This window comes from Methylobacterium oryzisoli, from assembly GCF_046557895.1.
GTDB classification, from domain to species: Bacteria; Pseudomonadota; Alphaproteobacteria; order Rhizobiales; family Beijerinckiaceae; genus Methylobacterium; species Methylobacterium oryzisoli.
The window spans coordinates 15,911-42,067 of the sequence record NZ_JBKIBX010000017.1 but is presented as its reverse complement, the minus strand read 5'-3'; the positions used below and the strand labels follow the sequence as shown (position 1 = coordinate 42,067).

25 protein-coding genes are annotated in these 26,157 nt (G+C 72.1%); 12 read left to right on the top strand and 13 right to left on the bottom strand.

Features of this window, described 5'->3' with window-relative positions; all coding sequences use genetic code 11:
• Positions 1 to 20: 20 nt before the first annotated feature.
• Positions 21 to 1,007, bottom strand: coding sequence for a catalase family peroxidase (locus tag ACKUB9_RS17635; protein WP_407524739.1), 987 nt, complete (start codon positions 1,005 to 1,007; stop codon positions 21 to 23).
• Between the two features lie 447 nt (positions 1,008 to 1,454).
• On the opposite strand from ACKUB9_RS17635, the gene ACKUB9_RS17630 reads away from it, so the two are divergent.
• Entirely contained in the window at positions 1,455 to 2,618 is a 1,164-nt protein-coding gene (locus ACKUB9_RS17630) for a penicillin-binding protein activator (protein WP_407524932.1), read from the top strand.
• 4 nt (positions 2,619 to 2,622) lie between these two features.
• Here the strand turns inward: ACKUB9_RS17630 and hemW are convergent, their stop codons facing one another.
• From hemW to ACKUB9_RS17610, 4 genes are all read right to left on the bottom strand, one after another.
• On the bottom strand, positions 2,623 to 3,786 hold the full coding sequence (gene hemW, locus ACKUB9_RS17625; RefSeq protein WP_407524737.1) for a radical SAM family heme chaperone HemW: 1,164 nt from the start codon (positions 3,784 to 3,786) through the stop codon (positions 2,623 to 2,625).
• A 39-nt stretch (positions 3,787 to 3,825) separates the two neighbouring features.
• Positions 3,826 to 4,134 carry a YkgJ family cysteine cluster protein gene (locus ACKUB9_RS17620; RefSeq protein ID WP_407524735.1) on the bottom strand — a complete coding sequence of 103 codons (309 nt, stop codon included), beginning with the start codon at positions 4,132 to 4,134 and terminating at the stop codon, positions 3,826 to 3,828.
• Positions 4,131 to 4,394, bottom strand: a complete 264-nt coding sequence (locus ACKUB9_RS17615; RefSeq protein WP_407524733.1) for a hypothetical protein — start codon at positions 4,392 to 4,394, stop codon at positions 4,131 to 4,133. The genes ACKUB9_RS17620 and ACKUB9_RS17615 overlap by 4 nt, the downstream gene beginning before the upstream one ends.
• An 86-nt stretch (positions 4,395 to 4,480) precedes the next feature.
• Positions 4,481 to 4,900, bottom strand: a complete 420-nt coding sequence (locus ACKUB9_RS17610; RefSeq protein ID WP_407524731.1) for an acyl-CoA thioesterase — start codon at positions 4,898 to 4,900, stop codon at positions 4,481 to 4,483.
• A 123-nt stretch (positions 4,901 to 5,023) separates the two neighbouring features.
• Here ACKUB9_RS17610 and ACKUB9_RS17605 point away from each other — a divergent pair, with 123 nt between their 5' ends.
• Positions 5,024 to 6,229, top strand: coding sequence for a caspase family protein (locus ACKUB9_RS17605; protein ID WP_407524729.1), 1,206 nt, complete (start codon positions 5,024 to 5,026; stop codon positions 6,227 to 6,229).
• 9 nt (positions 6,230 to 6,238) lie between these two features.
• On the opposite strand, the gene ACKUB9_RS17600 is transcribed toward ACKUB9_RS17605, so the two are convergent.
• Positions 6,239 to 6,382 carry a hypothetical protein gene (locus ACKUB9_RS17600; protein ID WP_407524727.1) on the bottom strand — a complete coding sequence of 48 codons (144 nt, stop codon included), beginning with the start codon at positions 6,380 to 6,382 and terminating at the stop codon, positions 6,239 to 6,241.
• Between the two features lie 171 nt (positions 6,383 to 6,553).
• Between ACKUB9_RS17600 and rpoZ the strand changes: the two genes are divergently transcribed.
• The 4 genes from rpoZ (at position 6,554) to ACKUB9_RS17580 (ending at position 10,954) form a co-directional block, all read left to right on the top strand.
• Positions 6,554 to 6,967 (top strand): DNA-directed RNA polymerase subunit omega, encoded by a 414-nt coding sequence (gene rpoZ, locus ACKUB9_RS17595; RefSeq protein ID WP_407524725.1) that lies wholly within the window; start codon positions 6,554 to 6,556, stop codon positions 6,965 to 6,967.
• Positions 6,968 to 7,202: 235 nt separating this feature from the next.
• Positions 7,203 to 9,446, top strand: a complete 2,244-nt coding sequence (locus tag ACKUB9_RS17590) for a RelA/SpoT family protein (RefSeq protein WP_407524723.1) — start codon at positions 7,203 to 7,205, stop codon at positions 9,444 to 9,446.
• A gap of 79 nt (positions 9,447 to 9,525) precedes the next feature.
• Entirely contained in the window at positions 9,526 to 10,116 is a 591-nt protein-coding gene (gene pyrE, locus ACKUB9_RS17585; protein WP_407524721.1) for an orotate phosphoribosyltransferase, read from the top strand.
• Positions 10,117 to 10,303: 187 nt separating this feature from the next.
• Positions 10,304 to 10,954 (top strand): LabA-like NYN domain-containing protein, encoded by a 651-nt coding sequence (locus ACKUB9_RS17580; RefSeq protein WP_407524719.1) that lies wholly within the window; start codon positions 10,304 to 10,306, stop codon positions 10,952 to 10,954.
• 74 nt (positions 10,955 to 11,028) lie between these two features.
• Here the strand turns inward: ACKUB9_RS17580 and ACKUB9_RS17575 are convergent, their stop codons facing one another.
• Both ACKUB9_RS17575 and ACKUB9_RS17570 read right to left on the bottom strand, forming a co-directional pair.
• Positions 11,029 to 11,988 carry an NAD-dependent epimerase/dehydratase family protein gene (locus tag ACKUB9_RS17575; RefSeq protein ID WP_407524717.1) on the bottom strand — a complete coding sequence of 320 codons (960 nt, stop codon included), beginning with the start codon at positions 11,986 to 11,988 and terminating at the stop codon, positions 11,029 to 11,031.
• The gene (locus ACKUB9_RS17570; protein ID WP_407524715.1) at positions 11,985 to 12,989 is read right to left on the bottom strand and encodes an MraY family glycosyltransferase; all 1,005 of its coding nucleotides are present in this window, start codon (positions 12,987 to 12,989) and stop codon (positions 11,985 to 11,987) included. Before ACKUB9_RS17570 ends, ACKUB9_RS17575 begins: the two co-directional genes overlap by 4 nt.
• A gap of 236 nt (positions 12,990 to 13,225) precedes the next feature.
• Here ACKUB9_RS17570 and ACKUB9_RS17565 point away from each other — a divergent pair, with 236 nt between their 5' ends.
• Positions 13,226 to 13,444, top strand: a complete 219-nt coding sequence (locus ACKUB9_RS17565; protein WP_407524713.1) for a ribbon-helix-helix domain-containing protein — start codon at positions 13,226 to 13,228, stop codon at positions 13,442 to 13,444.
• Positions 13,445 to 13,459: 15 nt separating this feature from the next.
• Positions 13,460 to 13,777: a hypothetical protein gene (locus ACKUB9_RS17560; RefSeq protein WP_407524711.1), complete on the top strand. Its 318-nt coding sequence runs from the start codon at positions 13,460 to 13,462 to the stop codon at positions 13,775 to 13,777.
• Positions 13,778 to 13,801: 24 nt separating this feature from the next.
• On the opposite strand, the gene ACKUB9_RS17555 is transcribed toward ACKUB9_RS17560, so the two are convergent.
• Entirely contained in the window at positions 13,802 to 15,829 is a 2,028-nt protein-coding gene (locus ACKUB9_RS17555) for a protein meaA (RefSeq protein WP_407524709.1), read from the bottom strand.
• Positions 15,830 to 16,077: 248 nt separating this feature from the next.
• Between ACKUB9_RS17555 and ccrA the strand changes: the two genes are divergently transcribed.
• Entirely contained in the window at positions 16,078 to 17,373 is a 1,296-nt protein-coding gene (gene ccrA / locus ACKUB9_RS17550) for a crotonyl-CoA carboxylase/reductase (protein ID WP_407524707.1), read from the top strand.
• A 125-nt stretch (positions 17,374 to 17,498) separates the two neighbouring features.
• Positions 17,499 to 17,912, top strand: a complete 414-nt coding sequence (locus tag ACKUB9_RS17545; protein ID WP_407524705.1) for a DoxX family protein — start codon at positions 17,499 to 17,501, stop codon at positions 17,910 to 17,912.
• 3 nt (positions 17,913 to 17,915) lie between these two features.
• Here the strand turns inward: ACKUB9_RS17545 and ACKUB9_RS17540 are convergent, their stop codons facing one another.
• Positions 17,916 to 19,025, bottom strand: coding sequence for a helix-turn-helix transcriptional regulator (locus ACKUB9_RS17540; protein ID WP_407524703.1), 1,110 nt, complete (start codon positions 19,023 to 19,025; stop codon positions 17,916 to 17,918).
• A gap of 210 nt (positions 19,026 to 19,235) precedes the next feature.
• On the opposite strand from ACKUB9_RS17540, the gene leuD reads away from it, so the two are divergent.
• Together leuD and ACKUB9_RS17530 are read left to right on the top strand one after the other, a co-directional pair.
• Positions 19,236 to 19,838 (top strand): 3-isopropylmalate dehydratase small subunit, encoded by a 603-nt coding sequence (gene leuD, locus ACKUB9_RS17535; RefSeq protein WP_407524701.1) that lies wholly within the window; start codon positions 19,236 to 19,238, stop codon positions 19,836 to 19,838.
• A gap of 121 nt (positions 19,839 to 19,959) precedes the next feature.
• Positions 19,960 to 21,156, top strand: coding sequence for a lytic murein transglycosylase (locus ACKUB9_RS17530; RefSeq protein WP_407524699.1), 1,197 nt, complete (start codon positions 19,960 to 19,962; stop codon positions 21,154 to 21,156).
• 4 nt (positions 21,157 to 21,160) lie between these two features.
• On the opposite strand, the gene ACKUB9_RS17525 is transcribed toward ACKUB9_RS17530, so the two are convergent.
• The 3 genes from ACKUB9_RS17525 to flhA all read right to left on the bottom strand — a co-directional run bounded on the left by ACKUB9_RS17525 (position 21,161) and on the right by flhA (position 25,912).
• The gene (locus ACKUB9_RS17525; RefSeq protein WP_407524697.1) at positions 21,161 to 22,384 is read right to left on the bottom strand and encodes an MFS transporter; all 1,224 of its coding nucleotides are present in this window, start codon (positions 22,382 to 22,384) and stop codon (positions 21,161 to 21,163) included.
• Between the two features lie 146 nt (positions 22,385 to 22,530).
• On the bottom strand, positions 22,531 to 23,034 hold the full coding sequence (locus ACKUB9_RS17520) for a hypothetical protein (RefSeq protein WP_407524695.1): 504 nt from the start codon (positions 23,032 to 23,034) through the stop codon (positions 22,531 to 22,533).
• Positions 23,035 to 23,785: 751 nt separating this feature from the next.
• Entirely contained in the window at positions 23,786 to 25,912 is a 2,127-nt protein-coding gene (gene flhA / locus ACKUB9_RS17515; protein WP_407524693.1) for a flagellar biosynthesis protein FlhA, read from the bottom strand.
• Positions 25,913 to 26,157 lie beyond the last annotated feature (245 nt).

Below are 26,157 nucleotides of genomic sequence, written 5' to 3'. Positions count from 1 at the left end.
GAGCGCGGCCCGCGCACCGCCTATTGCGAGCGGCGCGACAGCGAGACCGCGTAGGCCGGCGAGCGGATGGCGAACATCGGGTCGTCGGCCGGGCCGGCGACGCCGTCCGGCACGTCCACCACGGGATCGAAGGTCGCCGCGTCGCAGGTGGAGGCGGGCTCGATCGCCGCCACCGCGACCGTGCCGAGCTTGACCGTCTTGCGGCTCTCCTCCGGCCAGGCGGCGGTGGCATCGTTGGTGGGATCGCCCGGCTGCGCCAGGATGCCGACGAGGTCGAACGTCGCCGGCCCCTTGGCGAGGCGGTCCTTCAGTTCGTCGGCGTAAAAACTGTCGGGCTTGGCCTTCAGCTCGTCGTCGGAGAGGCCGAGCTGGCCCGCGGCCGCGGCGGCCTTGAGCCTCATCACGCTGGGCTGGCCCTTGGCGTCGGTGAGCGTGTAGGCGTGCACGCCCCAGTAATCGACCCCCGCGAAGCTCGCCGGCACCGGGCGGGCGTTGAGCCACGCGGCCTGCCGGGTGGTCTCGGGGTTCGCCGCCACGAAGGCCTTGACCTTCTCGGCATCCGGCTTCCCGTCGGGGCCGGGCAGGCGCACCGTGAGGGCGTCCAAGAGCTGCTGCGGCGTCTTCGAGCCGAAGACCGGCGCCGAGATGAACACCAGCACGAAGTCGCCGCTGGTGTCCTTGAAGCGCATCGAGAAGCCGCGGGTCACCGGCTTCGTCTTGTCGGAGATCTTGGGGTTGCTGCCGCCCATCGAGAAGCGCGCCGTCATGGGCGTCGGCTTGGCGAAGTGCGGCGCCTTCGAGAGGCCGGCGGCCTCCGGCGTCGGCGTGAAGGTGCCGCTGACGCAGGTGCCCTTGGCGCCGCTCGCGCGCACGCCCGAATGGTTGCCGCCGATCGCGAACTGCCCCGCGACGATGGCCTGCGGATCGGCGTCCTGCGCCATCGCGGCCGGTGCGGCCAGGGCGGCGGCCAGCACCGCGCCGGCGCGCAGCATGCGTGTCGTTCCCATGACGAAGTCCCCCCTGTCCTGACCGTAGCCGGCCGTAGGGGACGGCTACACGGCCGTGGCGGTTTCGACCAATAACAACTTCGTAGAACTGTTCTCAACGGTCCATCCATGCGGCGGGACCAATAATGTGCGGGCGGACCGGCGCCGGCGACCGGAGGCGGAGCGGGCCTGTGACGCGCAGGCCGCACTCGCGCCGGAAACGCCGCCTCCCCTCGCGCCGGCTCCGGCCGTGGGCTACCTTTTTCCCGCGACGGCGAGGGGCGACGGGCCGCAGCGGGGGGCGGGACGATGGCAGGATTGCGCGTGGGCGGCGCCTTGGGCGGCGTCGTGGCCGGCATGCGGCGGCTGGCGCCGGTCCTCAGCAGGCTTCGCAGAAGTGGCCGCCGGTTCTGCGATGAAAGCCTGCGGCAAAACAAGAATCCAAGCGGACGAAGCGTTGGCTTGCCAATGCAAGTCTGCTTGGTGCTGGCGCCGGTCCTGGCGCTTGGCGCCTGCGGCGGCATGGAGAGCCCGGTCGTGGCGACCCGCCCGGTCGCCGAGGCGCCCGTCCTCGCGGACGGCGCGGGGATCGGGGCGGGCAGCGTGAAGGTGGCGCTGATCCTGCCCCTCACCGGGCCCGGGGCCGCGGCGGGCGCCGCGATGCGCAACGCCGCGCAGCTCGCCGTGCAGGAATTCCAGAACCCCGACCTGCGGCTCATCGTCAAGGACGACCGCGGCTCGCCCGAGGGCGCCCGCGAGGCCGCCGCGGCGGCGCTGGCCGAGGGCGCGGAACTCGTCATCGGCCCGCTCTTCGCCGGCAGCGTCCAGGCCGCGGCGGCGACCGCGCGCCCGGCCGGCAAGCCGGTGATCGCCTTCTCCACCGATGCCAGCGTGGCGGCCCGGGGCGTCTACCTCCTGAGCTTCCTGCCGCAGCCGGAGGTCGACCGCGTGGTCGACGAGGTGACGGCGGCCGGGCGGCGCTCCTTCGCGGCGCTGATCCCGGACACCACCTACGGCAACGCCGTCGAGGCTCAGTTCCGCGAGGCGGTGGCCCGCCGCGGCGGGCGGGTCGTCGCGCTCGAACGCTACCCGTCCGGCAACCCGGGTCCCGCCGTGGCGCGGCTCGGTCCGTTGATCGCCGGGCCTAGCGCGCAGGCCGACGTGCTCTTCCTGCCCGACACGCCGGAGGGTCTGGGCACGGCGGCGGGGGCGCTCACCCGCGCGGGCTTCAACCCGGCGCGGGTCAAGCCGATCGGCACCGCGCTGTGGAACGACCCGCGGGCCTTCGCCCTGCCGGCGCTCCAGGGCGGCTGGTTCGCGGCCGTCGATCCGGCCGGCTACGCCAATTTCAGCCAGCGCTACCGCGCCCGCTTCGGCAGCGATCCGGTGCGCGTCGCCTCGCTCGCCTACGACGCCGTGTCGCTCGCCGCGGCGCTCAACCGGCAATACGGGTCGCAGCGCTTCGCCGAGACCACCCTGACGAACCCCTCGGGCTTCGCGGGCGTCGACGGCACCTTCCGGTTCCGGCCGGAGGGCCTGAGCGACCGGGCACTGGCGGTGTTCGAGATCCGCGGCAACGCCGCCACGGTGGTGAGCCCGGCCCCGCGGGCGCTCGGCCCGTCCGGGACCTGATTCCTCACGCCGCCAGTTCGGCCACCACGGCGTTCAGCACCGGGGCGCCCCGGGCGGTGGCGGCGAGGCGGCCCGTCCGCCTGCGCTCCACCAGCCCCTCCCCGGTCAGGGCGGCGAGGCGATCCGGGTCGAGGGTGCGGTCGGAGAGCGCCGCGTAGCGCGCCGGGTCGATGCCCTCCCGCAGCCGCAGCCCCATCAGCAGGAACTCGTCGCCCTCCTCGGCGGGCGACAGCGGCTCGGTGGCCGTGAGGCCGTGGCCGTCGCGGGCGACGCGGTCGAGCCACGCCTCCGGGCGGCGCTCGGTGACCGTGCCGGTGCGGCCCTCCGGCAGGACGAGGCGGCCATGCGCCCCCGGCCCGATGCCCGCGTACTCGCCGTAGCGCCAGTAGAGCAGGTTGTGGCGCGATTCCGCGCCGGGCCGGGCGTGGTTCGAGATCTCGTAGGCCGGCAGGCCCGCCGCATCGCAGACCTCCTGCGTGACGTCGAACAGCGCGCGGGCCGCCTCCTCCTCCGGCACCACGAGCCGGCCCGCCGCCGCGAGCCCGTGGAACGGCGTGCCCTCCTCGATGGTGAGCTGGTAGAGCGACAGGTGCTCGGCCGCCCGCGCGATCGCCGCGCGCAGCTCCGCCGCCCAGGCGGCGGGCGTCTGGCCGGGGCGGGCGTAGATCAGGTCGAAGGAAAAACGCTCGAAATGCCGGGAGGCGGTCTCGACCGCCCGCAGCGCCTCCTCGGCGCTGTGCAGCCGGCCGAGCGCCTTGAGCGAGGCGTCGTCGAGGGCCTGGACGCCGAGCGACACCCGGTTGACCCCGGCCGCGCGATAGCCGCGGAAGCGCTCCGCCTCGACGCTGGTGGGATTGGCCTCCAGCGTCACCTCGGCGCCGGGGGCGAGGCTCCAGGCGCCCGCCACCGCGTCGAGCAGCGCCCCGACCGTGGCCGGCTGCATCAGCGAGGGCGTGCCGCCGCCGAGGAAGATGCTCGTGACCGTGCGGCCCGGCACGAGGCGGGCCACGTGCGCGATCTCCCGCGCGAAGGCCGCGCGCCACGCCGCCTCGTCGGGCGGGGCGTGCCGGACATGGCTGTTGAAGTCGCAGTACGGGCACTTCGCCGCGCAGAACGGCCAGTGCAGGTAGACCCCGAAACCGACGTCTCGGGTGGGATGATCGATCATGCGCCCGATGTGCCGCCGCTAGCCGGCCCGCACAAGGGCTCAGGGCGCCGCGGCGGCCGGAAGGCCGAAGCGGCGGCGCGCGATCAGGCATTCCGGGTCGCCGGGCTCGCAGGTGCGGCAGACCTCCGGCCGCACCGCGTAGACCCGGCAGGAGACCTCCTCCCCGATCCTTCCCGCGAGGGCCGAGCAGCGGTCGCCCTCGCAGCGCATCCGCCCGGCGGCATCGTCCACGTAGCCGGCGGGAATCGCCGCCAGCGCCGCATCGTCCTCCGTGGAGAAGCGCGGCCACTCGGCCGAGTAGGCGCAGCAGGCCCCGCAGGTCCGGCAGTCGAGCGCCGCCGCGGTCACTCGGCGCCGGGACCCGGCCCGGCGAGGCGAAGCGCGTTGGCCGCCACGTGCTCGCGGTAGCGCGCCACCACTGCGGCGGCCCCGCCGCCGCCCATCAGGGTGCCGCAGGCCTCGTACATGGCCCCGACCTTCTCGTTCACCATCCTGTGCGCCTCCGCGGCCGCGGCCGCATCGCAGGTCGCGAGCAGCGCGAGGCGCTGCGCGACCACGCCCTGCGCCTCGACGGTGAGCAGGACCGATTGAACCCACAACTCGAACATGCCGGACTCCGGGACCGCGGAACGCGGCGGGACTCTGACAATGCAGCGGAGCCGTAAAAGGTTCTCCGCCGGCCGCCTTCCCCGTCTCAATCGGGGTCGGGCGCGGGCGCGGGCGGCACCGGGCGGGGGCGGCCCTCGTCGTCGATCGCCACGAAGGTGAAGGTCGCCTCCGTCACCTTCTCGCGGTGCTGCGTGCGGAACCGCCGCGCCCAGGCCTCGATCTGGATCTTCATCGAGGTGCGCCCGACATGGCCGACCCGGGTGTAGACGCACAGGACGTCCCCCACCCGCACCGGGCGGATGAAGCTCATCGCCTCCACCGCCACGGTCACGACGCGTCCCTGGGCGCGCTCCACCCCGGCGATGCCGCCGGCTTGGTCCATCTGCGACATCACCCAGCCGCCGAAGATGTCGCCGTTGGCGTTGGTGTCGGCGGGCATCGCGATGGTGCGGACGGTGAGGTCGCCGCTCGGGCGGGCGTCGGTCGGGTCAGCGGTGGCGGTCATGGTCGGTGCGGCACCCCGTCGTGAGGAGCCGAGCATAGGCGGTTTCCCCACCGTGACGCCACTTTCCTGGCGTTGTCTAAAGCCCTGCGGGCGGGAGGATCGTCCGGGTGACGGAGGGCGGGCGTGCGGCGGCTGATCTGTGTGGGGCTGATGCTTCTCGCCTGCGCGGCGGGCGGGGCGGCGCGGGCGGCCACCCGCCACGCCTTCGTGGTCGGGGTCGACGCCTATCCGAACCTCGGGGCCGGCGCGACGCTGGAGCGCCCGGTGGCCGATGCGGGTGCGGTGGGGGCGGTCCTCGATGCCCTCGGCTACCGGGTGACGCTGCTCACCGCGGCGGTGACCCAGGAGGCCTTCCTGCGCCGCTTCGGCCGCTTCGCCGATCAGGTCCAGCCCGGCGACACGGCGTTGTTCTACTTCGCCGGCCACGGCATCGCCCTCCAGGGCACGAACTACCTGCTGCCCGCCGACATCCCGGCGATCGAGCCCGGCCAGGAACTGCTCGCCCGCACCCGGGCGCTCGCCGAGGCGGACCTGAGCGCGGCCCTGCGCGAGCGCGGCGCGCGGGTGGTCGTGATGGTGATCGACGCCTGCCGCGACAATCCCTTCCCGCGCAAAGGCACCCGCAGCCTCGGCCTCGCCCGTGGGCTCTCGCGCACGGAACCGGCCGAGGGCGTCTTCTCGCTCTACGCCGCAGGGGCCGGCCAGCAGGCCCTCGACCGCCTGCCGGGCCGCGACGCCAACCCGAACTCGGTGTTCACCCGCGTCTTCGTGGAGCAGCTGCGGCGCCCGGGCCTCAACCTGATCGACCTCGGCGAGACGGTCCGCGACGAGGTGGTCAAGCTCGCCGAGACGGTGCCGCACAAGCAGGTGCCGGCCTACTACAACGAGGTGCGCGGCGCCCGCTTCATCAGCCTTTCGGGGGAGGCGGGCCGCGAGGCCCCGGCCCCGGCCCCTGCCGCGATCGCGCCGTCGGCGCCGCCCCCGCCCTCACCACCCCCGCCCCAGGCCGAGCGCCCCGCCCCGCCCCCGGTCGCGCCTGTGGCGGCCGCGGCCCCGCCCGCCGCCGAGGGGCCGGCCTCCCGCGACGCGCGCTCCGCCCTGTTCAACCACCCGATCATGCTCGATTCCCGGGGCGACAACTGGCTCGCGCTGCGCAGCCGGCCGAGCGCGCGGGAGGGCGAGCGCCTGCGCAAGCTGGGGCCGGAGGCGCTGTTCACGGTGGAGGGCAGCCAGGGCCTCTGGCTCAAGGTGCGCCTGCGCACGGGTGAGACCGGCTGGGTCCACGGCGACTACGTCGGCTGCTGCCGGCGCGCGCCGCTGGCGGAGTGAGGCGCCGGTTCAGGCCGCCGATTGGCGGATCAGCCGGCCCGTCTCCGCCGCCTCCGGGTGCGACAGCGAGACCGGGCGCGGCCCGCGGCCGTGGACCGTGATCGCGTCGAGCACGCACAGGAGAGCGAAGATGCAGCGGAAACGGCGGGGCATGATCCAACCTCGGGGACGGTCGGATCCTGCGGCGCGCGCGGCCCCGCCGCAGTGAGGCCGCGCACACGGGAGGGCGGGCGCCGCGCGGCGCCCGGTGCTTGTTGAGAAAAGTCGTCTCGTGTAGACAGGCGCTTTCCCGACACGCCGTCCGTACGAAGGAAGGAGCCGCGCATGGCTCGCGTCACCGTTGAAGACTGCATCGACAAGGTCGAGAACAGGTTCGAACTCGTCCTGCTCGCCGGCCACCGCGCCCGGCTGCTGTCGTCCGGCGCGCCCCTCACCGTCGACCGCGACCGCGACAAGAACCCGGTCGTCGCCCTGCGCGAGATCGCCGAGACGACGATCACCCCGGACGACCTCAAGGAGCAGCTGATCCACTCGCTGCAGAAGTACGTCGAGGTCGACGAGCCGGAGGCCGAGGCCGTGCCGCTGCTGTCGAGCTCGCCCGCCGCCGCGGCGGTGGCGCCCCAATCCGCGGGTGGCGACGACGGCGACATCCAGTTCGACCGGATGAGCGAGGAGGATCTCCTGCGCGGCCTGGAGAACCTCGCGCCGCCGACCGAGACGGACGACGAGGGCGACTGAGCCCGATCGCACCAGCGACGCTTCCCGAGAACCCGGCCTCCGCGCCGGGTTCTTGCGTTTCGGGCGGGGCTGATGTGCGGGACTTGCGACGACAAGGGTCTGGCGCGGCGGCGCGATCCGCCCGATAGTCGGTCCATCCCCCCACCGTCGCGGTGCCGTGCTGCTGCGCGAGCCCGCGCAACCCCGCATGGCGCGCCCGACGGCGGCGCGAGGGGGTTCAGGAGACCACCGGCGGATGATGCGCCAGTACGAACTCGTCGAGCGGGTGAAGGCCTACAACCCCGCTGCCGACGAGGCGATGCTCAACCGGGCCTACGTGTACGCCATGCGGGCGCACGGAACCCAGAAACGCGCCTCCGGCGACCTGTTCTTCGCCCATCCGCTCGAAGTCGCCGCCATCCTCACCGACCTGCGGGTCGACGACGCCACCATCGTGGCCGCGGTGCTCCACGACACCGTGGAGGACACGGCCGCCACCCTCGACGAGATCAACCGCACCTTCTCGCCGGAGATCGGCACGCTCGTCGACGGCCTGACCAAGATCAAGCGCCTCGACCTCGTCTCCAAGCAGGCGGCGCAGGGCGAGAACTTCCGCAAGCTGCTGCTGGCCATCGCGGCGGACGTGCGGGTGCTGCTCGTCAAGCTGGCCGACCGGCTGCACAACATGCGCACCCTGCAGCACATGCCGCCGGAGAAGCGCGCCCGCATCGCCCAGGAGACCCTCGACATCTACGCCCCCCTGGCGAGCCGCATGGGCATGCAGGAGCTGCGCGAGGAGCTGGAGGACCTCTCCTTCCGCAACCTCAAGCCCGACGTCTACGCGACGATCAGCAAGCGGCTCTCCGACCTCTCGGCCAAGAACGAGCGCCTCGTGGAGAGCATCGAGCGCGACCTCGTGCAGCGGCTGGCCGCCAAGGGCATCACGGCCGGCGTCACCGGCCGCCAGAAGCGGCCCTACTCCATCTGGAGCAAGATGGAGCGGAAGTCGGTCGCCTTCGAGCAGCTCTCCGACATCTTCGGCTTCCGGGTCGTGGTCGATTCCGTCGACACCTGCTACCGGACGCTCGGCGTCGTGCACACGACCTGGCCGATGGTGCCGGGGCGCTACAAGGACTACATCTCGACGCCGAAGCAGAACGACTATCGCTCGATCCACACCACGGTGATCGGGCCGAAGAGCCAGCGCGTCGAACTCCAGATCCGCACCCGCGAGATGGAGGACGTGGCCGAGTACGGCATCGCCGCCCACGCGCTCTACAAGGACGGCTCGCCCCACCTCGCCACCGAGAGCGGCGCCTACCAGTGGCTGCGCCGCACCATCGAGCTCCTGGCCGAGGGCGACAGCCCCGAGGAATTCCTGGAGCATACCAAGCTCGAACTCTTCCAGGACCAAGTCTTCTGCTTCACCCCGAAGGGCCGCCTGATCGCTCTGCCGCGGGGCGCCACGCCGATCGACTTCGCCTACGCGGTCCACACCGAACTCGGCAACGCCGCGGTCGGCGCCAAGATCAACGGGCGCATCGCCCCGCTGCTGACCGAACTGCAGAACGGCGACGAGGTGGAGATCGCCCGCGCCGACGGGCAGACCCCGCCCGCGGCCTGGGAATCCCTCGTCGTCACCGGCAAGGCGCGCGCCGCCATCCGGCGCGCCACCCGCTCGGCCGTGCGCCGGCAATATGCGGGGCTCGGGCGCCAGATCCTCGACCGCGCCTTCGAGCGCGCCGGCAAGAACTTTTCCGACGAGAAGCTGCGCGGCGCCCTGCCCCGCCTCGCCCGCACCTCCGCCGAGGACGTCTTCGCGGCGGTCGGCCGGGGCGAGATGTTCTCGGGCGACGTCGTGAAGGCGGTCTATCCCGACTACAAGGACGAGCGCCGCAGCCAGCCCGCCCCGACCGGGCCGCGCCCCCACGTCAACGGTGCGGGCCGGCTCTCCCTCGACAAGGACCAGACCGTGCGCCTCACCTGGCCGGGCAAGGGGCCGGGGAGGGATTCGGGCAAGGGGGCCGACGCGGCGCCCGACGGGGGCGAGGCGATCCCGATCCGCGGCCTCGACGGCGACCTGCCGGTGCGGTTCGCGCCCAACGGCGGCGCCGTGCCGGGCGACCGCATCGTCGGCATCCTCACCCCCGGCGAGGGCGTCACCATCTATCCCATCCAGTCCCCCGCGCTCGCGGCCTTCGACAACGAGCCCGACCGCTGGCTCGACGTGCGCTGGGACGTGGAGGGGGACAGCCACCAGCGCTTTCCCGCGCGGCTCGCGCTCCAGTCGATCAACGAGCCCGGCAGCTTCGCCCAGATCGCGCAGGTGATCGCCGACCACGACGGCAACATCGACAACATCTCGATGAAGCGCCGCAGCCAGGACTTCACGGACGTGATGATCGACCTCTCGGTTTGGGACCTGAAGCACCTCAACGCCATCGTGTCGGAACTGCGGGCCAAGCGCGTGGTGAGCCGCGTCGACCGGGTCAACGGCTGAGCGGCCCGCGCCGGTTGCGCCCCGGGCCGCCCGCTGCCACAAGCCTCGCAGCCCGCCCGAGCCGAGGAAGCCCGCCCCGATGACGCCCGACGACCTTCTGGACGAGTTCCGCGCCGCGGGCGCCCTGCTCGAAGGCCACTTCATCCTCTCGTCGGGCCTGCACAGCGCGGTCTTCCTGCAGAAGATGGCGATCTTCAGCGATCCCGTGCGCACGGCCCGGGTCTGCGCCGGCCTCGCCGCGCTCATCCGCGCGCGCTACGGCGCGGTCGACATCGTGGTCTCCCCCGCCGTCGGCGGCATCGTGCCGGGCTACGAGACCGCCCGGGCGCTCGGCGCGAAGGCGATCTTCGTCGAGCGCGAGCCTGGCGGGCCCTTCGCCCTGCGGCGCGGCTTCGAGATCCCGGCCGGCAGCCGGGCCGTGATGGTGGAGGACATCGTCACCACCGGGCTGTCCTCGCGCGAGTGCCTCGCGGCCCTCAGGGACCAGCCCGGCGAGGTGGTGGGCGCCGCCTGCCTCATCGACCGCTCGGGCGGCCGGGCCGACCTCGGCGCCCCGCTCGTCGCGCTCGCCACCCTCGACATCCCCAATTACCCCGCCGACCAATTGCCCCCGGACCTCGCCGCCATCCCGGCCGTAAAGCCCGGAAGCCGCGCCCAGCCCAAGGCGTGATGGACCGCGCGATCCGTCCTTGACTCCGCGCGGGTGCGGTCCTTAGCTGTTGCGCATTGCTAGAATGACGGCCGACGCACCCGGAGCGGTGGACGTTTCAACGATCATCTGACTTGTTGCGAACGCGGAAATTCGAGGAATTGCGAAGCGCTTTCACGCACGACCATCGTGCGGTCAGGATTATCAAATGACACATTCGCGCAGCGCCCTCTTCATCGATGGCGCTAATGTTTACGCGACCACCAAGGCTCTCGGGTTCGATATCGACTATCGGAAGCTTCTGGCGGACTTCAAGGCCCGCGAGAACCTGATACGGGCTTTCTACTATACAGCATTAGTTGAGGATCAAGAATATTCTTCGATCAGGCCCCTGATCGACTGGCTCGATTACAACGGCTATCGGGTCGTCACCAAGCCCGTCAAGGAGTTCACGGATTCCAGCGGCCGGCGCAAGGTCAAGGGCAACATGGACATCGAACTGACGATCGATGCCCTCGAACTCAGCCCCTTCATCGACCACATGGTACTCTTCTCGGGCGACGGCGATTTCCGTCCGCTCGTCGCCGCCATGCAGCGCCGCGGGGTGCGGGTGACCGTGGTCTCGACGATCCAGACCCAGCCCGCGATGGTCGCGGACGAGCTGCGGCGGCAGGCCGACGACTTCGTCGACATCGTGCAGCTCATCCCGCGCATCGGCCGCGACCAGGGCGACCGCCCGACGCGCCCGCTGCGGCCCTCCTCGGATGCCCCGCGGGAGGCCGGCGAGCGCGGGCCCGTGCGCAGCGCCAGCCTGGAGCAGCGCTACGGCATCCGTCAGGACGATTCCGACGAGGATTGAGCGCCGGCCTCAGAGCAGGATCCGACCGCGTTGCCGTCGGATCCTGCTCTCGGTCTTCGATATTGACGCATTTCCTACGACGAACCGGTGGCCACCTCGTCGGACAATGCTCCAGCCGAGGCGCGGGCGAGCGCGGTGAGGCCGTCGCGGCTGCGCAGCGGCGGCGTCCAGCCGAGACCCGCCAGCGCGTCCGCGCGGGCGACCAGCGAGCCCGACAGGCGCTCGCTGATCGCGCCGCGCCCCGCGAGGCGCAGGGCCGCGGCGAAAAGGCCCGCCGGCACCGGCAGCAGGCCCGGGCCGCGGCCGAGCCCGGCGCGCAAGGCCGCGATCATCTCCGGCACGGTCAGCGGCTCGGATTCGGTCACGATGAAGGGCCGGCGCAGGTCGCCCTCCGCCCGCAGCACCGCGGCCACCGCATCGGCGAGCGATTCCACCGAGACGATTGAGCGCCGCCCCGTGAGCCCGCCGAAGGGCAGCGGGACCCGCGAGGCCGCCAGCTCGAGGAGCGAGGCCATGTTGCCCTTCACCCCCGGGCCGTAGACGAGGACCGGGCGCAGGGCCGCGTAGTCGAGGCCGACCTCGGCCAGCGCCTCCTCGGCGGCGAGCTTCGAGCGGCCGTAGGCGTCGGTGGGCGCGGGCGCGTCCGTCTCCGTGAGCACGGCCGGGGCGGAGGGGCCGCACTGGGCGCGGATCGAGGACAGGAAGACGAAGCGGCGCACCCGCGCCTTCGCGGCGGCCTGGGCGAGGCCGCGCGTCGCCTCGGTGTTGAAGGTGCGGTAATCGTCCTCCGGCGCGCCCGACATGGCGTGGGCGAGGCCCGCCGAATGCACCACCGCGTGCACGCCCGAGAGGGCCGCCGCCATGTTCTGCGGCCGGGCGAGGTCGCCGACCACCGCGCCGCTCGCGCCCGGCGGCAGTTCCACCGGGCGGCGCAGCAGCACCCGCACGCGGTAGCCCCGCGCGGTGAGGTCCCGCAGCAGGTGGCGGCCGATGAAGCCGGTGGCGCCGGTGAGCGCGATCAGGGGCCCGGTCATGCGGTCACCGCGACGGACTTCTGCGTCGCGAAGTGCCGCAGCACCCCCGCGACCAGAACGGACCCGGCGGCGAGCGCCGCGCCAGCGACCGGCCAGGCGGGCCAGGCGAGCGTGACCGCGGCGAGGACGGCCAGAGCGGCGTTGAGCGCGAACACCGTGCCGACCACCTCCGGCACCGTGCGGCCGTTGGCGGTGGCCCGCTGGTAGAAATGCGTGCGGTGCGCCTGCCAGACCGGCTCAGCCCTCAGCGCCCGGCGCGCCAGGGTCAGGGTGGCGTCGGCGAGGTAGTAGAGCGGCAGCAGGATCGCGGCGGCCAAGCCCCCTTCCCCGGCGAGGCGATAGAGCAGCCACGCGAGAATGAGCCCCAGCGGCAGCGAGCCGACATCGCCGAGGAAGAGACGCGCCACCGGCCGGTTGAACGGCGCGAAGCCGAGAAGCCCGCCGAGCAGCGCCGCCGCCGCCAGCGTCGGCTCGGGCGCGAGATGGCCCGCGAGGCCGAACAGCGTGAGCGCGCCGGCGACCGGCACCCCCTCCGCGACGGTCATCCAGTCGAGGCCGTCCATGAAGTTGACGAGGTTGACGAACCACACGCCCGCCAGCACGGCGAGGCCCCATTCGAGACTCCCCGGCAGGGCCGGGACGAGGCGCAGGCCGCTCGCCGTGACGACGGCGCCGACCGCCAGCGCCTGGAGCGCGAGGCGCGGCAGCGCCGGCAGGGGGCGGATGTCGTCCACGGCCCCGACGAGGGCGAGGGTCACGACCGCGAGCACCAGCGTCAGCGCCTCGGGGCCGGGCGAATGCGGCCACAGCGCCGCGGCGACGGCGAGCGCCGCCGCGATGACCGCGATGCCGCCGCCCTGCGGGGTCGGCACCCGATGGCTCGACCGGGCGTTCGGCCGCGCGAGCGCGTAGCGTACGAGCAGCGGGCGCAGGGCCACGATCAGCCCCGCCGCCAGGAGGGCGGCGAGCGGAATGGCGGCGAGGAGGAAGTAGGGCGGCATGCGGATGATCTACGCCGTCGGCAGCCGGTCGGGAAGCCGTCCGGCGCTCCGCTTCCGGCGATCGGACCTGCTTGCCGCCACTTTCCGCAACGGTAGCGGGAAGCAGGTTCAGCGGCAACGCAGCAGATACGCAGTTTCTGCGCCTTTTTTACGGTACATGATTGCGCTCCGTATGCGGGTCTGTATGGATGGCGCATCATCGCGCCCGCGGAAGGAACCCGCGAAGGGGGAATGTCATGGCCGGCGAAGTAGTCCGATTGAACCTTCAGATCTCGCCCGACCTGAATCAGATGATCGAGCAGATCGCGGATGAGACCGGCACGAACCGCAGCGCAGTCATCCGGCAGGCCCTTGCGCTCATGAAGGTCGCGCATGAGGCCAAGGTCAAAGGCAAGCACATCGGCTTGGTGACCGATCCGGACAAGCTGGATACCGAGATCGTCGGGCTGCTCTGACGCGACGGATCGGCCATGCCGAACGAGATCAGGCTCGATGAGGCTCTCGGCGATGCCGTCATCCGGATCGAGCCGCGCGAGAACCCCGACGACCGGGCCGAACGCCTGCGGCGCGAGCGGGCGGACAGCCGGTTCGACCTCGCCAAGCGCTACGTGGCGCTCGCCATGTTCTGCATCGGACTGACGGCGGTCACGGGGCTCTGCGTCTATGTCGCGCTGTTCGACCCGTCCGCCTCCGCCGACACGAGGCGCTGGGCGCAACTCGTCGTCTCGTCGGTGCTGACGGGCGGCCTGTCCTTCATGCTGGGGCAGGCGACGGCGAGCCGGAAGTAGAGGCCGCGGGGCCGGGCGCCCCCGTCAGAACACCTCTTCCCGCCGCGGCGGCGCGCCCTCGGCCTCGCGCTTGGCGAGCGCCCGCTCCACCACCTTGGCGAGCCCTACCATGATCGTGTCGATGGAAAAATCCTTCGGGGTGTAGACGGCGGCCACGCCCATGTTCTTGAGCACCTGCTCGTCCTCGGGCGAGATGATGCCCCCGACGACGACCGGCACGTGGTCGAGCCCCTCGCGGCGCAGGCGCGCCTTCACCTCGCGCACCAGCGGCACGTGGGAGCCCGACAGGATCGACAGGCCGATCACGTGGGCGCCGCGCTCGCGCGCCTTGGCGACGATCTCGTCCGGCGTCTGGCGGATGCCCTCGTAGGTCACGTCGAAGCCGACGTCCCGGGCGCGCAGCGCGATCTGCTCGGCGCCGTTCGAATGGCCGTCGAGGCCGGGCTTGCCGACCACGAGCTTGGGGGTCTCGCCGAGCCGCGCGCCGAGATCCGCGATCAGCAGGCGGGCTTCTTCGGCGGCCCCGGAGGTGACGGTCTCGGGCGTGACGCCGGTGGGGGCGCGGTACTCGCCGAACACCGCGCGCAGGCGCTCGCCCCACTCGCCCGTGGTGACGCCCGCCTTCGCGCAGGCGATCGAGACCGGCATGATGTTGGCGCCCGAGCGCGCGGCCGCCTCCAGGTCGTCGAGGGCTCTTTCGACCGCCGCCGCGTCGCGCTCGGCGCGCCACGCGCGGATGCGCTGCTCGGCCTCCATCTCCACCGTCTCGGAGACCGTGAAGACCGCCCCCTCGCCCGCCGTCAGCGGCGAGGGCTCGCCGCTCTCGAAGCGGTTGACGCCGACCACCACCTGCTCGCCGCGCTCGATCGCGGCGATGCGCCGGGCGTTCGATTCCACCAGCGCGCGCTTGAGGGCGCCCGTCTCCACCGCCGCCACCGCGCCGCCGAGCGCGCCGATCCGCTCCAGCTCCGCCCGCGTCTCGGCCTTCAGCGCCTCGACCTTGGCGTCGATCACCTTGGAGCCGTCGAAGATGTCGTCGAATTCGAGCAGGTCGGTCTCGTAGGCGAGGATCTGCTGCATGCGCATCGACCATTGCTGATCCCAGGGGCGCGGCAGGCCGAGCGCCTCGTTCCAGGCCGGGAGCTGCACGGCGCGCGCGCGGGCGCGCTTCGAGAGCGTCACCGCCAGCATCTCGATCAGGATGCGGTGGACGTTGTTTTCGGGCTGCTGCTCGGTGAGCCCGAGGGAGTTGACCTGCACCCCGTAGCGGAAGATGCGCTTCTTCGGATCCTTGATGCCGTAGCGGTCGCGGGTGATCTCGTCCCAGAGATCGCAGAACGCCCGCATCTTGCAGATCTCGGTGACGAAGCGCAGGCCCGCATTGACGAAGAACGAGATGCGCCCGACCACCTCCTCGAAGCTGCCCTCGTCGAAGTCGGGGTCGGCCCGCACGGTGTCGAGCACCGCGATGGCGATGGCGAGCGCGTAGGAGAGCTCCTGGACCGGCGTCGCCCCCGCCTCCTGCAGGTGGTAGGAGCAGACGTTCATCGGGTTCCACTTCGGCACCGCCTTGGTGGTGAACAGGATCACGTCCTTGGTGAGCCGGAGCGAGGGCGCGGGCGGAAACACGTAGGTGCCGCGCGACAGGTACTCCTTGATGATGTCGTTCTGCGTCGTGCCCTGGAGCGCGGCCATCGGCGCTCCCTGCTCCTCGGCCACCGCGAGGTAGAGCGACAGCAGCCAGGGCGCTGTCGCGTTGATGGTCATCGAGGTGTTCATCTGGGCGAGCGGGATCTCTCGGAAGAGGGTCCGCATGTCGCCCAGATGCGCGATCGAGACGCCGACCTTGCCGACCTCGCCACGGGCGAGCTCGTGGTCGGGGTCGTAGCCGGTCTGGGTCGGCAGGTCGAAGGCCACCGAGAGGCCGGTCTGGCCCTTGGCGAGGTTCTTCCGGTAGAGCGCGTTCGACTCCGCCGCAGTGGAATGGCCCGCGTAGGTGCGGATGATCCACGGCTTGTCGCGCTGCGCCGCCTCGGTTGCCTGCTGGCCCATCTGCCGCCCTCGCCTCTCGTCCCGGTCCGGTCCCGTCGCGGGGCGCCATCGTAGACGCGCTCCCGCAACGCGTCATCCTTGACCTAAGCAGCCCCCGGCCGGCCGCGAGATCGGCTCGGAGCATGACGCAACGACATTGGTCGCGTTGCCCAGGAACTCGGCGGTGTCTGCCCTGCTTTTGGTCTATTTGACGCCCCGGTGTTCGGGGCTAGGATCGATGCAGTGCAACAAAGCAGGGAGGGTCCGCCATGGGTGCGGGCGCTGCGGTGCAGCCGAGCGCGGGTGGCGCGGCTCACCTGAAGGATCTCTACGAGATCGGCGAGATCCCGCCGCTCGGCCACGTGCCGGCCAAGATGTACGCCTGGGCGATCCGCCGCGAGCGCCACGGGCCTCCCGAGGACTCGATGCAGATCGAGGTCGTGCCGACGTGGTCGATCGCCGACGACGAGGTGCTCGTCCTCGTGATGGCGGCGGGCGTCAACTACAACGGCATCTGGGCCGGTCTCGGCGAGCCGGTCTCGCCGTTCGACGTGCACAAGGCCCCCTACCACGTGGCGGGCTCCGACGCCTCGGGCATCGTCTGGGCGGTGGGCGCCAAGGTGAAGCGCTGGAAGGTCGGCGACGAGGTCATCGTCCACTGCAACCAGGACGACGGTGACGACGAGGAGTGCAACGGCGGCGACCCGATGTTCTCGCCGACCCAGCGGATCTGGGGCTACGAGACCCCGGACGGCTCCTTCGGCCAGTTCTGCCGGGTGCAGTCGCGCCAGCTCATGCGCCGGCCCAAGCACCTGACCTGGGAAGAGGGCGCCTGCTACACGCTGACCCTCGCCACCGCCTACCGGATGCTGTTCGGCCACGCCCCCCACACGGTGCGGCCGGGCCAGAACGTGCTGATCTGGGGCGCCTCCGGCGGCCTCGGCGTGTTCGGCGTGCAGCTCTGCGCGGCCAGCGGCGCCAACGCCATCGCGGTGATCTCCGACGAGTCGAAGCGCGACTACGTCATGAGCCTCGGCGCCAAGGGCGTGATCAACCGCAAGGACTTCAACTGCTGGGGCCAGCTCCCGAAGGTCAACTCGCCCGAGTATAACGAGTGGCTGAAGGAGGCCCGCAAGTTCGGCAAGGCGATCTGGGACATCACCGGCAAGGGCAACGACGTCGACATCGTGTTCGAGCATCCGGGCGAGGCGACCTTCCCGGTCTCGGCGCTGGTGGTGAAGCGCGGCGGCATGGTGGTCTTCTGCGCCGGCACGACCGGCTTCAACATCACCTTCGACGCCCGCTACGTCTGGATGCGCCAGAAACGGATCCAGGGCTCGCACTTCGCGCATCTGAAGCAGGCGGCGGCGGCCAACCAGTTCGTGCTGGATCAGCGCATCGATCCCTGCATGAGCGAGCTGTTTCCCTGGGACAAGATCCCGCACGCCCACACCAAGATGTGGAAGAACCAGCACGCGCCGGGCAACATGGCGGTGCTGGTCAACGCCCAGAAGGCGGGCCTGCGCACCTTCGAGGACGTGCTGGAACTGTCCGGTTCGCGCTGACGGCCGGGTCAGGGGCGGCGCGGGGACGAGCGCCGCCCTTGAGGCCGGCCGCGCGCCGGCCGATAGGGGGTGGGACGACCCGTCATCCGCCCGGCCGGTGCCGGGCGCCACCCACCGGAGAGCCGATGTCCCCGAGATTCTACGCCGCCGCCGACCGCTACGCGCCCCTCGTCCTCAGCATCCTGCGCATCGTCGCGGCGCTGATCTTCATGGCCCACGGCACCCAGAAGATCCTGGGCTTCCCGGCCCATCCGAACCCGCCGGCCCTGCTGTCGCTGTCGGGCATCGCCGGCCTGATCGAGCTGGTGGGCGGCGCGCTCCTGGCACTCGGGCTGTTCAGCCGGCCGGTCGCCTTCCTGCTGTCGGGCGAGATGGCCTTCGCGTACTTCATCGCCCACGCGCCGCGGAACTTTTTTCCGGTCCTGAACGGCGGCGACGCGGCGATCCTCTACTGCTTCGTCTTCCTCTACATCGCCTTCGCGGGGCCGGGGCCGCTCAGCCTCGACGCCATGCGTGCCCGGCGCGGTCCGCGCTTCTGAGCCTCAGAGCGAGAACCGGGCGAGCAGCGCCACGAGCGCGGGCTGGCGGTGCGTGCCGGTCTTGGAAAAGACCGCCTTGAGCTGGCTGCGCGCCGTCTCGACGGTGACGCCGAGCCTGTCCGCGACCGCGGCGAGGTCCGACCCGTCCGCGAGGGTCTGCGCGAGGCGTGCCTCGGCGGCGGTGAGCCCGTAGACCTGCCGCAGCAGCGCGGTCGCGGGACGCCCGGCCGCCTGCGGGTCGGTCACGAGCAGGATCGCCTGGGCGCGCTGGAAGATGGCGTCCGCCCCGCGCGCCAGGGGGGCGCCGTGGACGACGAGGGGCGGCCCGTCCGGGCGCGGCACCCCGACCGGGCCGAGCGGCGGGTTTTCGTGCGCCGGGCCGCTGTGCAGCAGGCTCCCGATCAGCGCGCCGAGCGCCGCCGCGGCCGCGGGATGCTGCGTCAGCAGGGCGCCCCGCGTCACCACCAATCCGCGCCCGAGATGGGCCTGCGCCCGCTCGGTCATGCTCAGCACCGTGCCGCCGCGGTCGAGCAGGATGCCTCCGAAGCCCATCGTCTCGAAGGCGTCGATCATCCCGGCCGCCCGCGCCGCCGCGAGGCCCTGGGCGATCTGCCCGGCGCGCTGGAGATGCGGCACGGCCCGGGCGATGGCCTCGATCTCGCCGCGCGAAAACATCTCGCGCTGCCGCCGCCGCTCCGCCGAGAGAATCACGCTGCGGGGGCCATCAGGGACGAGGTGCAGGCCCGCGAACCAGCGGAACCCCTGCCGGCCGATGTACTCGGCGTTGAAGGGCAGGTGGTCGAGTTCGCGGGGCGTGAAGATGTCGGATTCGGTGACCACGCGCTGCGGGTCGCGCAGCAGCGGCAGGCCCCGGGCGATGCGCTGGTTCTGCCCGAGCCAGCCGTCGCGCAGGCCCACATCGACCACCTCCTCAAGGTCCGGCGAGTTGGCCGGGGCGAGCGGCGCGGCGGGGGCGGGCAGCAGGACCGCCCCGTCCGCGCCCAGCGCGGCGGCGTATTCCTCGAGCACGGCCTGCCAGAGGTCCGGCCGCGTCGCGGCCTCGTAGAATCGGTCGATGACCGCGCCGAGCCGCTCGTCCCGCACACCCGCCATGACGGCCGCTTCCCCGATCCCGGCGTGCCGGACGCACCCCGCTCGTCAGAGCCGACAAGTTGCGAGGCGGGCAAGGGGTTTCCTCGCCGCCCGCCGGGGGTTGCGCCCTCCCCTCGCCTTGCTAGAACCCTCGAACCGCCCCACCGCGCCGGGCCGGCCAATCCGGCGGCGGCAGGTCCGGCGGCGCGAGGTCCGGGGAAGCGTCAGGTCATGGACAAGTTCACCGTTCTCGAAGGCGTCGCGGCGCCGCTGCGGATCGTCAACATCGACACCGACCGCATCATCCCGAAGCAGTACCTCAAGACGATCGAGCGCACCGGTCTCGGCAAGGGCCTCTTCTCCGAGATGCGCTACCGCGACGACGGCACGGAGAACCCGGACTTCGTCCTCAACCAGCCGGCCTACCGCAACGCCAAGATCCTGGTGGTGGGCGACAATTTCGGCTGCGGCTCCTCGCGCGAGCACGCCCCCTGGGCGCTCGCCGATTTCGGCATCCGCTGCATCATCTCCACGAGCTTCGCCGACATCTTCTTCAACAACAGCGCCAAGAACGGCATCCTGCTGATCACGGTGGCGCCCGAGGACCTGGAGAAGCTGTTCGACGACGCCTCGCGCGGGTCGAACGCGACCCTGACCGTCGACCTCGAACGGCAGGAGATCCGCGGCCCCGACGGCGGCGTGCTGCACTTCGACATCGACCCCGGGCGCAAGCACAACCTGCTCAACGGGCTCGACGATATCGGGCTCACCCTGGAGAAGGCCCCGGCGATCGACGCCTACGAGGCGAAGCTCGCCGAGCGCCCCTGGGCGTAGGCGCGCGGGCCGGAGCCTTGCGCGTCGCGGCGCGGCCGGGGCACCCGGACGTCAGGGCTTCGTTAACCCTGATGCTGCCCTATTCGGGTGATTGGCTGACCGCACACGGAGTGCCGCCCCGATGACGATCCGCTCGCGCAACACGGCCGCGACCCTGCTGTGCCTGGGCGGACTCGCCCTGCCCGCCGCCGCGCAGGCGGATTTCCGCTCCTGCCTCGCCGGGCTCGGCCAGGAGGCCGCCCAGCAGGGCGTGTCCCCGGAGACCTTCCGGGCCGCCACCGCGGGCATCGCCTTCGACGAGAAGGTGATCGAACTCTCGCAGGCCCAGCCCGAGTTCAAGACGCCGATCTGGGACTACATCGCCGCCCTGGTGGACGAGGAGCGGGTGGAGGACGGCCGCGCGGCCATGCGCCAGCACGCGAGCGCGCTCGCCCAGGCCGAGGCGCGCTACAACGTCGACCGCTACACCATCGCGGCGGTCTGGGGCGTCGAATCGAACTTCGGCAAGAACCTCGGCAAGATGCCGCTGGTGCAGTCGCTGGCGACGCTGGCCTGCGGCGGCACGCGGCGGCGGGAGTTCTTCAAGGGCGAGCTGATGGCCACCCTGAAGATCATCCAGCGCGGCGACATCGACGCCAGCCGGCTGTCCGGCTCCTGGGCCGGCGCCTTCGGGCAGACCCAGTTCATGCCCACCACCTACCATCGCCTCGCGGTCGACCTCGACGGCGACGGGCGGCGCGACGTGGTCGATTCGGTGCCGGACGCGGTCGGCTCCACGGCCAACTTCCTGCGCGTCGCCAAGTGGCAGAACGGCCAGCCCTGGGGCTACGAGGTGCGCCTGCCGGCGCGCTTCAACCTCGCGGCGGCGGGGCGCAAGGCCAAGCGCCCGGTCGGCCACTGGGCGAGCCTGGGCGTCACGCGCCTCGACGGGCGCCCCCTCACCGGCGAGGGGCCGGCCGGCATCATCGCGCCCGCGGGCGTGGACGGCCCGGCCTTCCTGGTGACCAAGAACTTCGACGCGATCTACTCCTACAACGCGGCCGAGTCCTACGGCCTCGCCATCGCGGTCCTGTCCGACCGCCTGCGCGGCCGGGCCGGCATCCAGACCGCGTGGCCCACGGACGATCCGCCGCTGTCGCGCGCCGAGCGCCGGGCGCTGCAGGCCGCGCTGACCGAGCGCGGCTACGATGTCGGCGAGCCGGACGGGCGCGTCGGCGCCAAGACCCGCGAGGCGATCAAGGACGTCGAGCGCCGCCTCGGCATGCCCCAGACCGGGCGCCCCGGCGCCAAGGTGCTGGAGGCACTGCGGCGCGGGTGAGCCGTCAGCTCAGCACGGTGCGGTCGCGCGCGGCGAGGAGCCCCAACGTGGCCGCCGCGATGCCGAGGCCCGCGTAGAGCGCGGCGGGCAGGCCCCAGCCCCCGCTCGCGTCGTGCGCGAGCCCGATCACGAGCGGCCCCAGCGCCGCGAGGCAGTAGCCGACCCCCTGCGCCATCGCCGAAAGATCGCCCGCCGTCTGCGGGTCGGGGGCGCGCAGCACGATCAGCGTGAGCGCGAGGCCGAAGCAGCCGCCGAGCCCCAGGCCGAGCGCGAGCGCGAAGGGCCAGACCAGCCCGGGCGGCCCGACGAGCAGGCCGCAAAAACCGCTCGCCGCGAGCCCGACCACGAGGAGCACCCAGGCGCGCTGGTCGCGCCGCCGCGCGGCGAGCGTCGGCACGAGCAGCGCCAGAACCGTCTGCGCCATCGCCGACAGCGAGGCGACGAGCCCGGCCGTGACCGGGTCGGCCCCCCGGTCGATCAGCGCGGCGGGCAGCCAGCCGAACACGATGTAGGCCAGCGACGATTGCGCGCCCATGAAGCCCGTGACCTGCCAGGCCAACGGATCGCGCCACAGGCGCCCGAGGGTGCGCCGCGGCGCCGTGCCGGCCACCGCGGGGGCTGCGCGCACGAGCGGCAGCCACGCGAGCGCGGCGAGCAGCGCCGGCAGCGCCCAGATCATCATCGGTCCCTGCCAGGGCGAGCCGAGGGCCTGCCCGGCCGGCACGCTGAACCCCGCCCCCGCCGCCGCCCCGAGGCACAGCACCGCCGTGTAGAGGCCCATCATCAGGCCGGGCCGGTCGGGAAAATCGCGCTTGACGATGCCCGGCAGGATCACCCCGACCACGCCGATGCCGCCGGCCGCCAGTACCGAGCCGGCGAACAGGGCCGGCAGGCCGCCGAGCCCGCGCAGCACCAGCCCGGCGGCGATCAGCAGCAGGAAGGCCAGCACGCCGGCATCCGGCCCGAGCCGGCGCGTCACCGGCGGCCCGAGGCGGCCGAAGACACCCAGGCACAGCACCGGCAGGGTGATCAGCGCGCCCGCGAGCGCGCCCGAGAGCCCCGTATCCGCCCGGATCGGCCCCAGCAGCGGGCCGACGCTGGAGAGCGCCGGGCGCAGGTTGAAGGCGATCAGCAGCAGGCCGAGCGCGATCCAGAGCGGCCGGCGCAGGCCGTCCGTGCGGGCGCGCCCCTGCCGCCCCGCGCTCTCGGCCTCCCGGATGATCGCCACGTCCCGCCCTCCTGACCGCGCGTGCCGCGCACCGTCGAGCGCACGATGCGCGCCGGGAGGGCACTTAGACCATTTCGCAGGCAGGGACAGCCGCGCCGGGCGCCGCGCACGTCAGCCCTGAGGGCGGGGCATGGCCGCGATCCCCGTCAGACCAGCACGGCCAGGCGCCGCCGCATGAGGCAGATCACCAGCACGAAGAGGGCGAAGGCGAGGAGCGGCATCGGCGCCAGGACGAGACCGGGCCGCGTCAGCAGGTTCTCGCGCTCCTGCAACTGCGTGAGCATCAGCGTCAGGATCGCGGCGTGCGGAACGGCGTAGAGGGCGCACCAGCGCGCCCGCGACAGGCCCTGGACCCACGCCTGGAACCCGGCCTCGGCCTCCGCCCGCGGCACGAAGGGAAGGCCGCGGCGCCGGGCGAGCGCCCGCACCGCCACCGCGAAGGCCACGGCCACGAGGCCGCACCCGGCCACGAACCCCGCGAAGAAGCGCAGGAACCCCGAGAGCGGCAGGTCGAAGACCGGGACGGCGAAGGCCCGCCCGAGGCCGACCGCGAGCGCGGTGCAGAGGGCGGCCTGGGCGAGGTGGATCCCGAGATGGATCGGGCCGGGCAGAAGCGGGGTGCGGTCGGGGAGCAGGCGGCTGAGGAGCATCGGGAGAGCCGTGACGGGGCAGGACCGGCCCCTACCCTGCGGCTGCCGCCGCCCTCCGGATGTACGGCGGCGCACCGGCCGCCGCGAACCCGCCGGGGCCGGCCCGCCGAGTCCCTGGAGATGCATCATGATCGCCGACGAAGCGGTGTTACGTCAAGGAAAGATGATCTCGGCCCCGTATCATCGTCTCCGCCGAAACCGCGGTCGCTGCGGCCAGGAAGACTCAACAAGAATGGATCTGTCTGCCTGTATCTGCAGCTGAATTCTGGACAGGCTCGGACCCGGATATGAGGATGACCATAGTGGTTCGTGCGCGTTCTCCTCTCCCCGCTTGCGGCATGGCTGTCCGGGAAAAATCCCCGACGAGGATGGCGCGGGGAACCCCTCTCCCGTGCGGGAGAGGGGCAGGGGATCGGAGATCCCGCGTGAGGGTCCCGGGAGGGTGCAGCAAGAAGACACGACGCTGCCGCTACCAGCACAATGCTTCGTGCTTGAGCCTGAACCGTTCCGCTCCCCTCACGACGCTCCACGCTTCACTGCGGCTCCACCTGGACCCTCACCCCTGCCCCTCTCCCGCTCGGGAGAGGGGATCCCGCGCCATCCTTGTCGAGGATTTTTCCCCGGACAGGCCTGCCGCCCGCGGGGAGAGGAGAAGATCCGCGCTCGTCGCCGAGTGCCTTGGCCGAGTGCCTTGGTTCACCGGCACGCGCAGTGGTCTCATCCGACAGGGACGGCCGAGCCGGTGACGCACTCAGACCGATCCCACGGTCTTCAGCCGCGCCCGCGGGTGGATCTCCGCCTGGCTCATCACCGGGGTCTCGCGCCGGAAGCGCTCGATGATCGAGCGCACGAAGGGCCGGGCCTGCACGGAGGTGACGAGGACCGGCATCTCGCCCATCCGTGCCGCCTCCTCGAAGCGGTCGCGCACCGCGTTCACGAACTCGGACAGCCGCGAGGGCTGCATGGCGAGGTGGCGCTCGTCGCCCTGGCCGACGATCGCCTCCATGAAGGCCCCCTCCCAGGCGGGCGAGAGGGTGATGATCGGCAAAACGCCGCCCGGTCCCTGGTACTGGGCGCAGATCTGGCGCCCCAGGCGCGCGCGGACGTGCTCGACGATGTCGCGCGGGTTCTTCACGTGGCCGGCGACCTCGGCGATGCCCTCCACGATGGTGCCGAGGTCGCGGATCGAGACCCGCTCGGCGAGCAGGTACTGCAGCACCCGCTGGATGCCCGTGGTGGCGATCTGGCTCGGCACCACCTCCTTGATCAGCTCGCCGTGCTCCTTGGGCAGTTCCTTCAGGAGCTTCTGCACCTCGACGTGGTTCAGGAGTTCCGAGACATGGGCCTTGATCACCTCGGTGAGGTGGGTCGAGACCACGGTGGCGGCGTCCACCACCGTGTAGCCGCGGATCTGCGCCTGATCGCGCAGCGAGGCGTCGATCCAGGTGGCGGGCAGCCCGAAGGTCGGCTCCAGCAGGTGCTGGCCGGGGAGCTGCACCTGGCCGCCCATCGGGTCCATCGCCATGAACTGGCCGGGGAAGATCTGGCCGGTGCCGGCCTCGATCTCCTTGACGCGGACCACGTAGGTGTTGGCGTCGAGCTGCACGTTGTCGAGGATGCGCACCGAGGGCATCACGAAGCCGAGGTCGGCCGCGAGCTGGCGGCGCAGGGCCTTGATCTGCTCGGTGAGCCGGTCCTGCCCGCCCGGGCCGTTGACCAGGGAGAGGAGCGCGTAGCCCATCTCCAGCTTGAGGTCGTCGAGCTTGAGGAGGTCCGCGACGGTTTCTTCCTTGGCGCCGGCCGCGCCGCCCTCGGCGGCGCCCGCCGCGGCCGGGGCGTCGGGATCGACGGGTTTCGGCATCCGGGCGATGCGCCGGGCCATGTAGGCCGCCCCGGCCGCCAGCGCCAGGAAGGGCAGCATCGGGATGCCGGGCAGGAGCGCGATCAGCAGCATCACCGCCGCCGACATGCCGAGCGCCTTCGGGTAGTTGGCGATCTGGCGCCCGAGCGCCCGGTCGGCCGCGCCCCGCACGCCCGCCTTCGACACGAGCAGGCCCGCGGCGGTCGAGACGATCAGGGCCGGCACCTGGCTCACCAGCCCGTCGCCGACGGTGAGCAGCGTGTAGGCCTTGGCGGCCGGGCCGAAGCCCATCCCCTGCTGCATCGTGCCGACGATGATGCCGCCCACCACGTTGATGGCCGTGATGAGGAGCGCGGCCACCGCGTCGCCGCGCACGAATTTCGAGGCGCCGTCCATGGCGCCGAAGAAGGCGCTCTCCTCCTCCAGCGCCTGGCGCCGGGCCTTGGCGGTTTTTTCGTCGATCAGCCCGGCCGAGAGGTCGGCGTCGATCGCCATCTGCTTGCCCGGCATCGCGTCGAGGCTAAAGCGGGCCGCAACCTCGGCGATGCGGCCCGAGCCCTTCGTGATGACCACGAAGTTCACGATGATCAGGATCGCGAACACGATGATCCCGATCAGGAAGTTGCCTCCCATCACGAAGTGCCCGAACGCCTCGATCACGTGGCCGGCGGCCGCCGTGCCTTCGTGCCCGTGGCCCAGGATCAGCCGGGTCGAGGCGAGGTTCAGCGCCAGCCGCAGCATCGTGGCGATGAGCAGGATGGTCGGGAAGACCGTGAATTCGAGCGGGTTCTCGATGAACAGGCTCGTCATCAGAATCAGCACGGACAGGATGATCGAGACCGCGAGCAGCAGGTCGAGCAGCAGCGCCGGCAGCGGGAAGATCAGCACCACGAGGATGCTCATCACCGCGATCGCCAGCAGCAGGTCGCTGCGCTTGGTCAGCGCGACGAGGTCGGCCCGCGTCGGCACCGCGAAGGCGCGCAGGCTCCCCAGCCCCGCCGGTCCCGCCCCGCTCATCCCGCCCCGCCCTCCGGCCTCGACCCGGCAAATCCTGCCGGGTGCATGGTGAAGGATCCGTTAAGCCGTTCCGCCAATTGCCGCCGCAGGGATAGGCCAAGGGCAGGCCCCGCGGCGCCAAAATCTTTTTTGCTGCTTTGCGCCGCCGTGCAGCATTCTGGCGGCCCCGCGGCCCGACTTCCCAACAGAATGGAAGCACAGACCGCCATGCTTGACGGTCAAGTTTGAGCAACGACGCCGGGAAA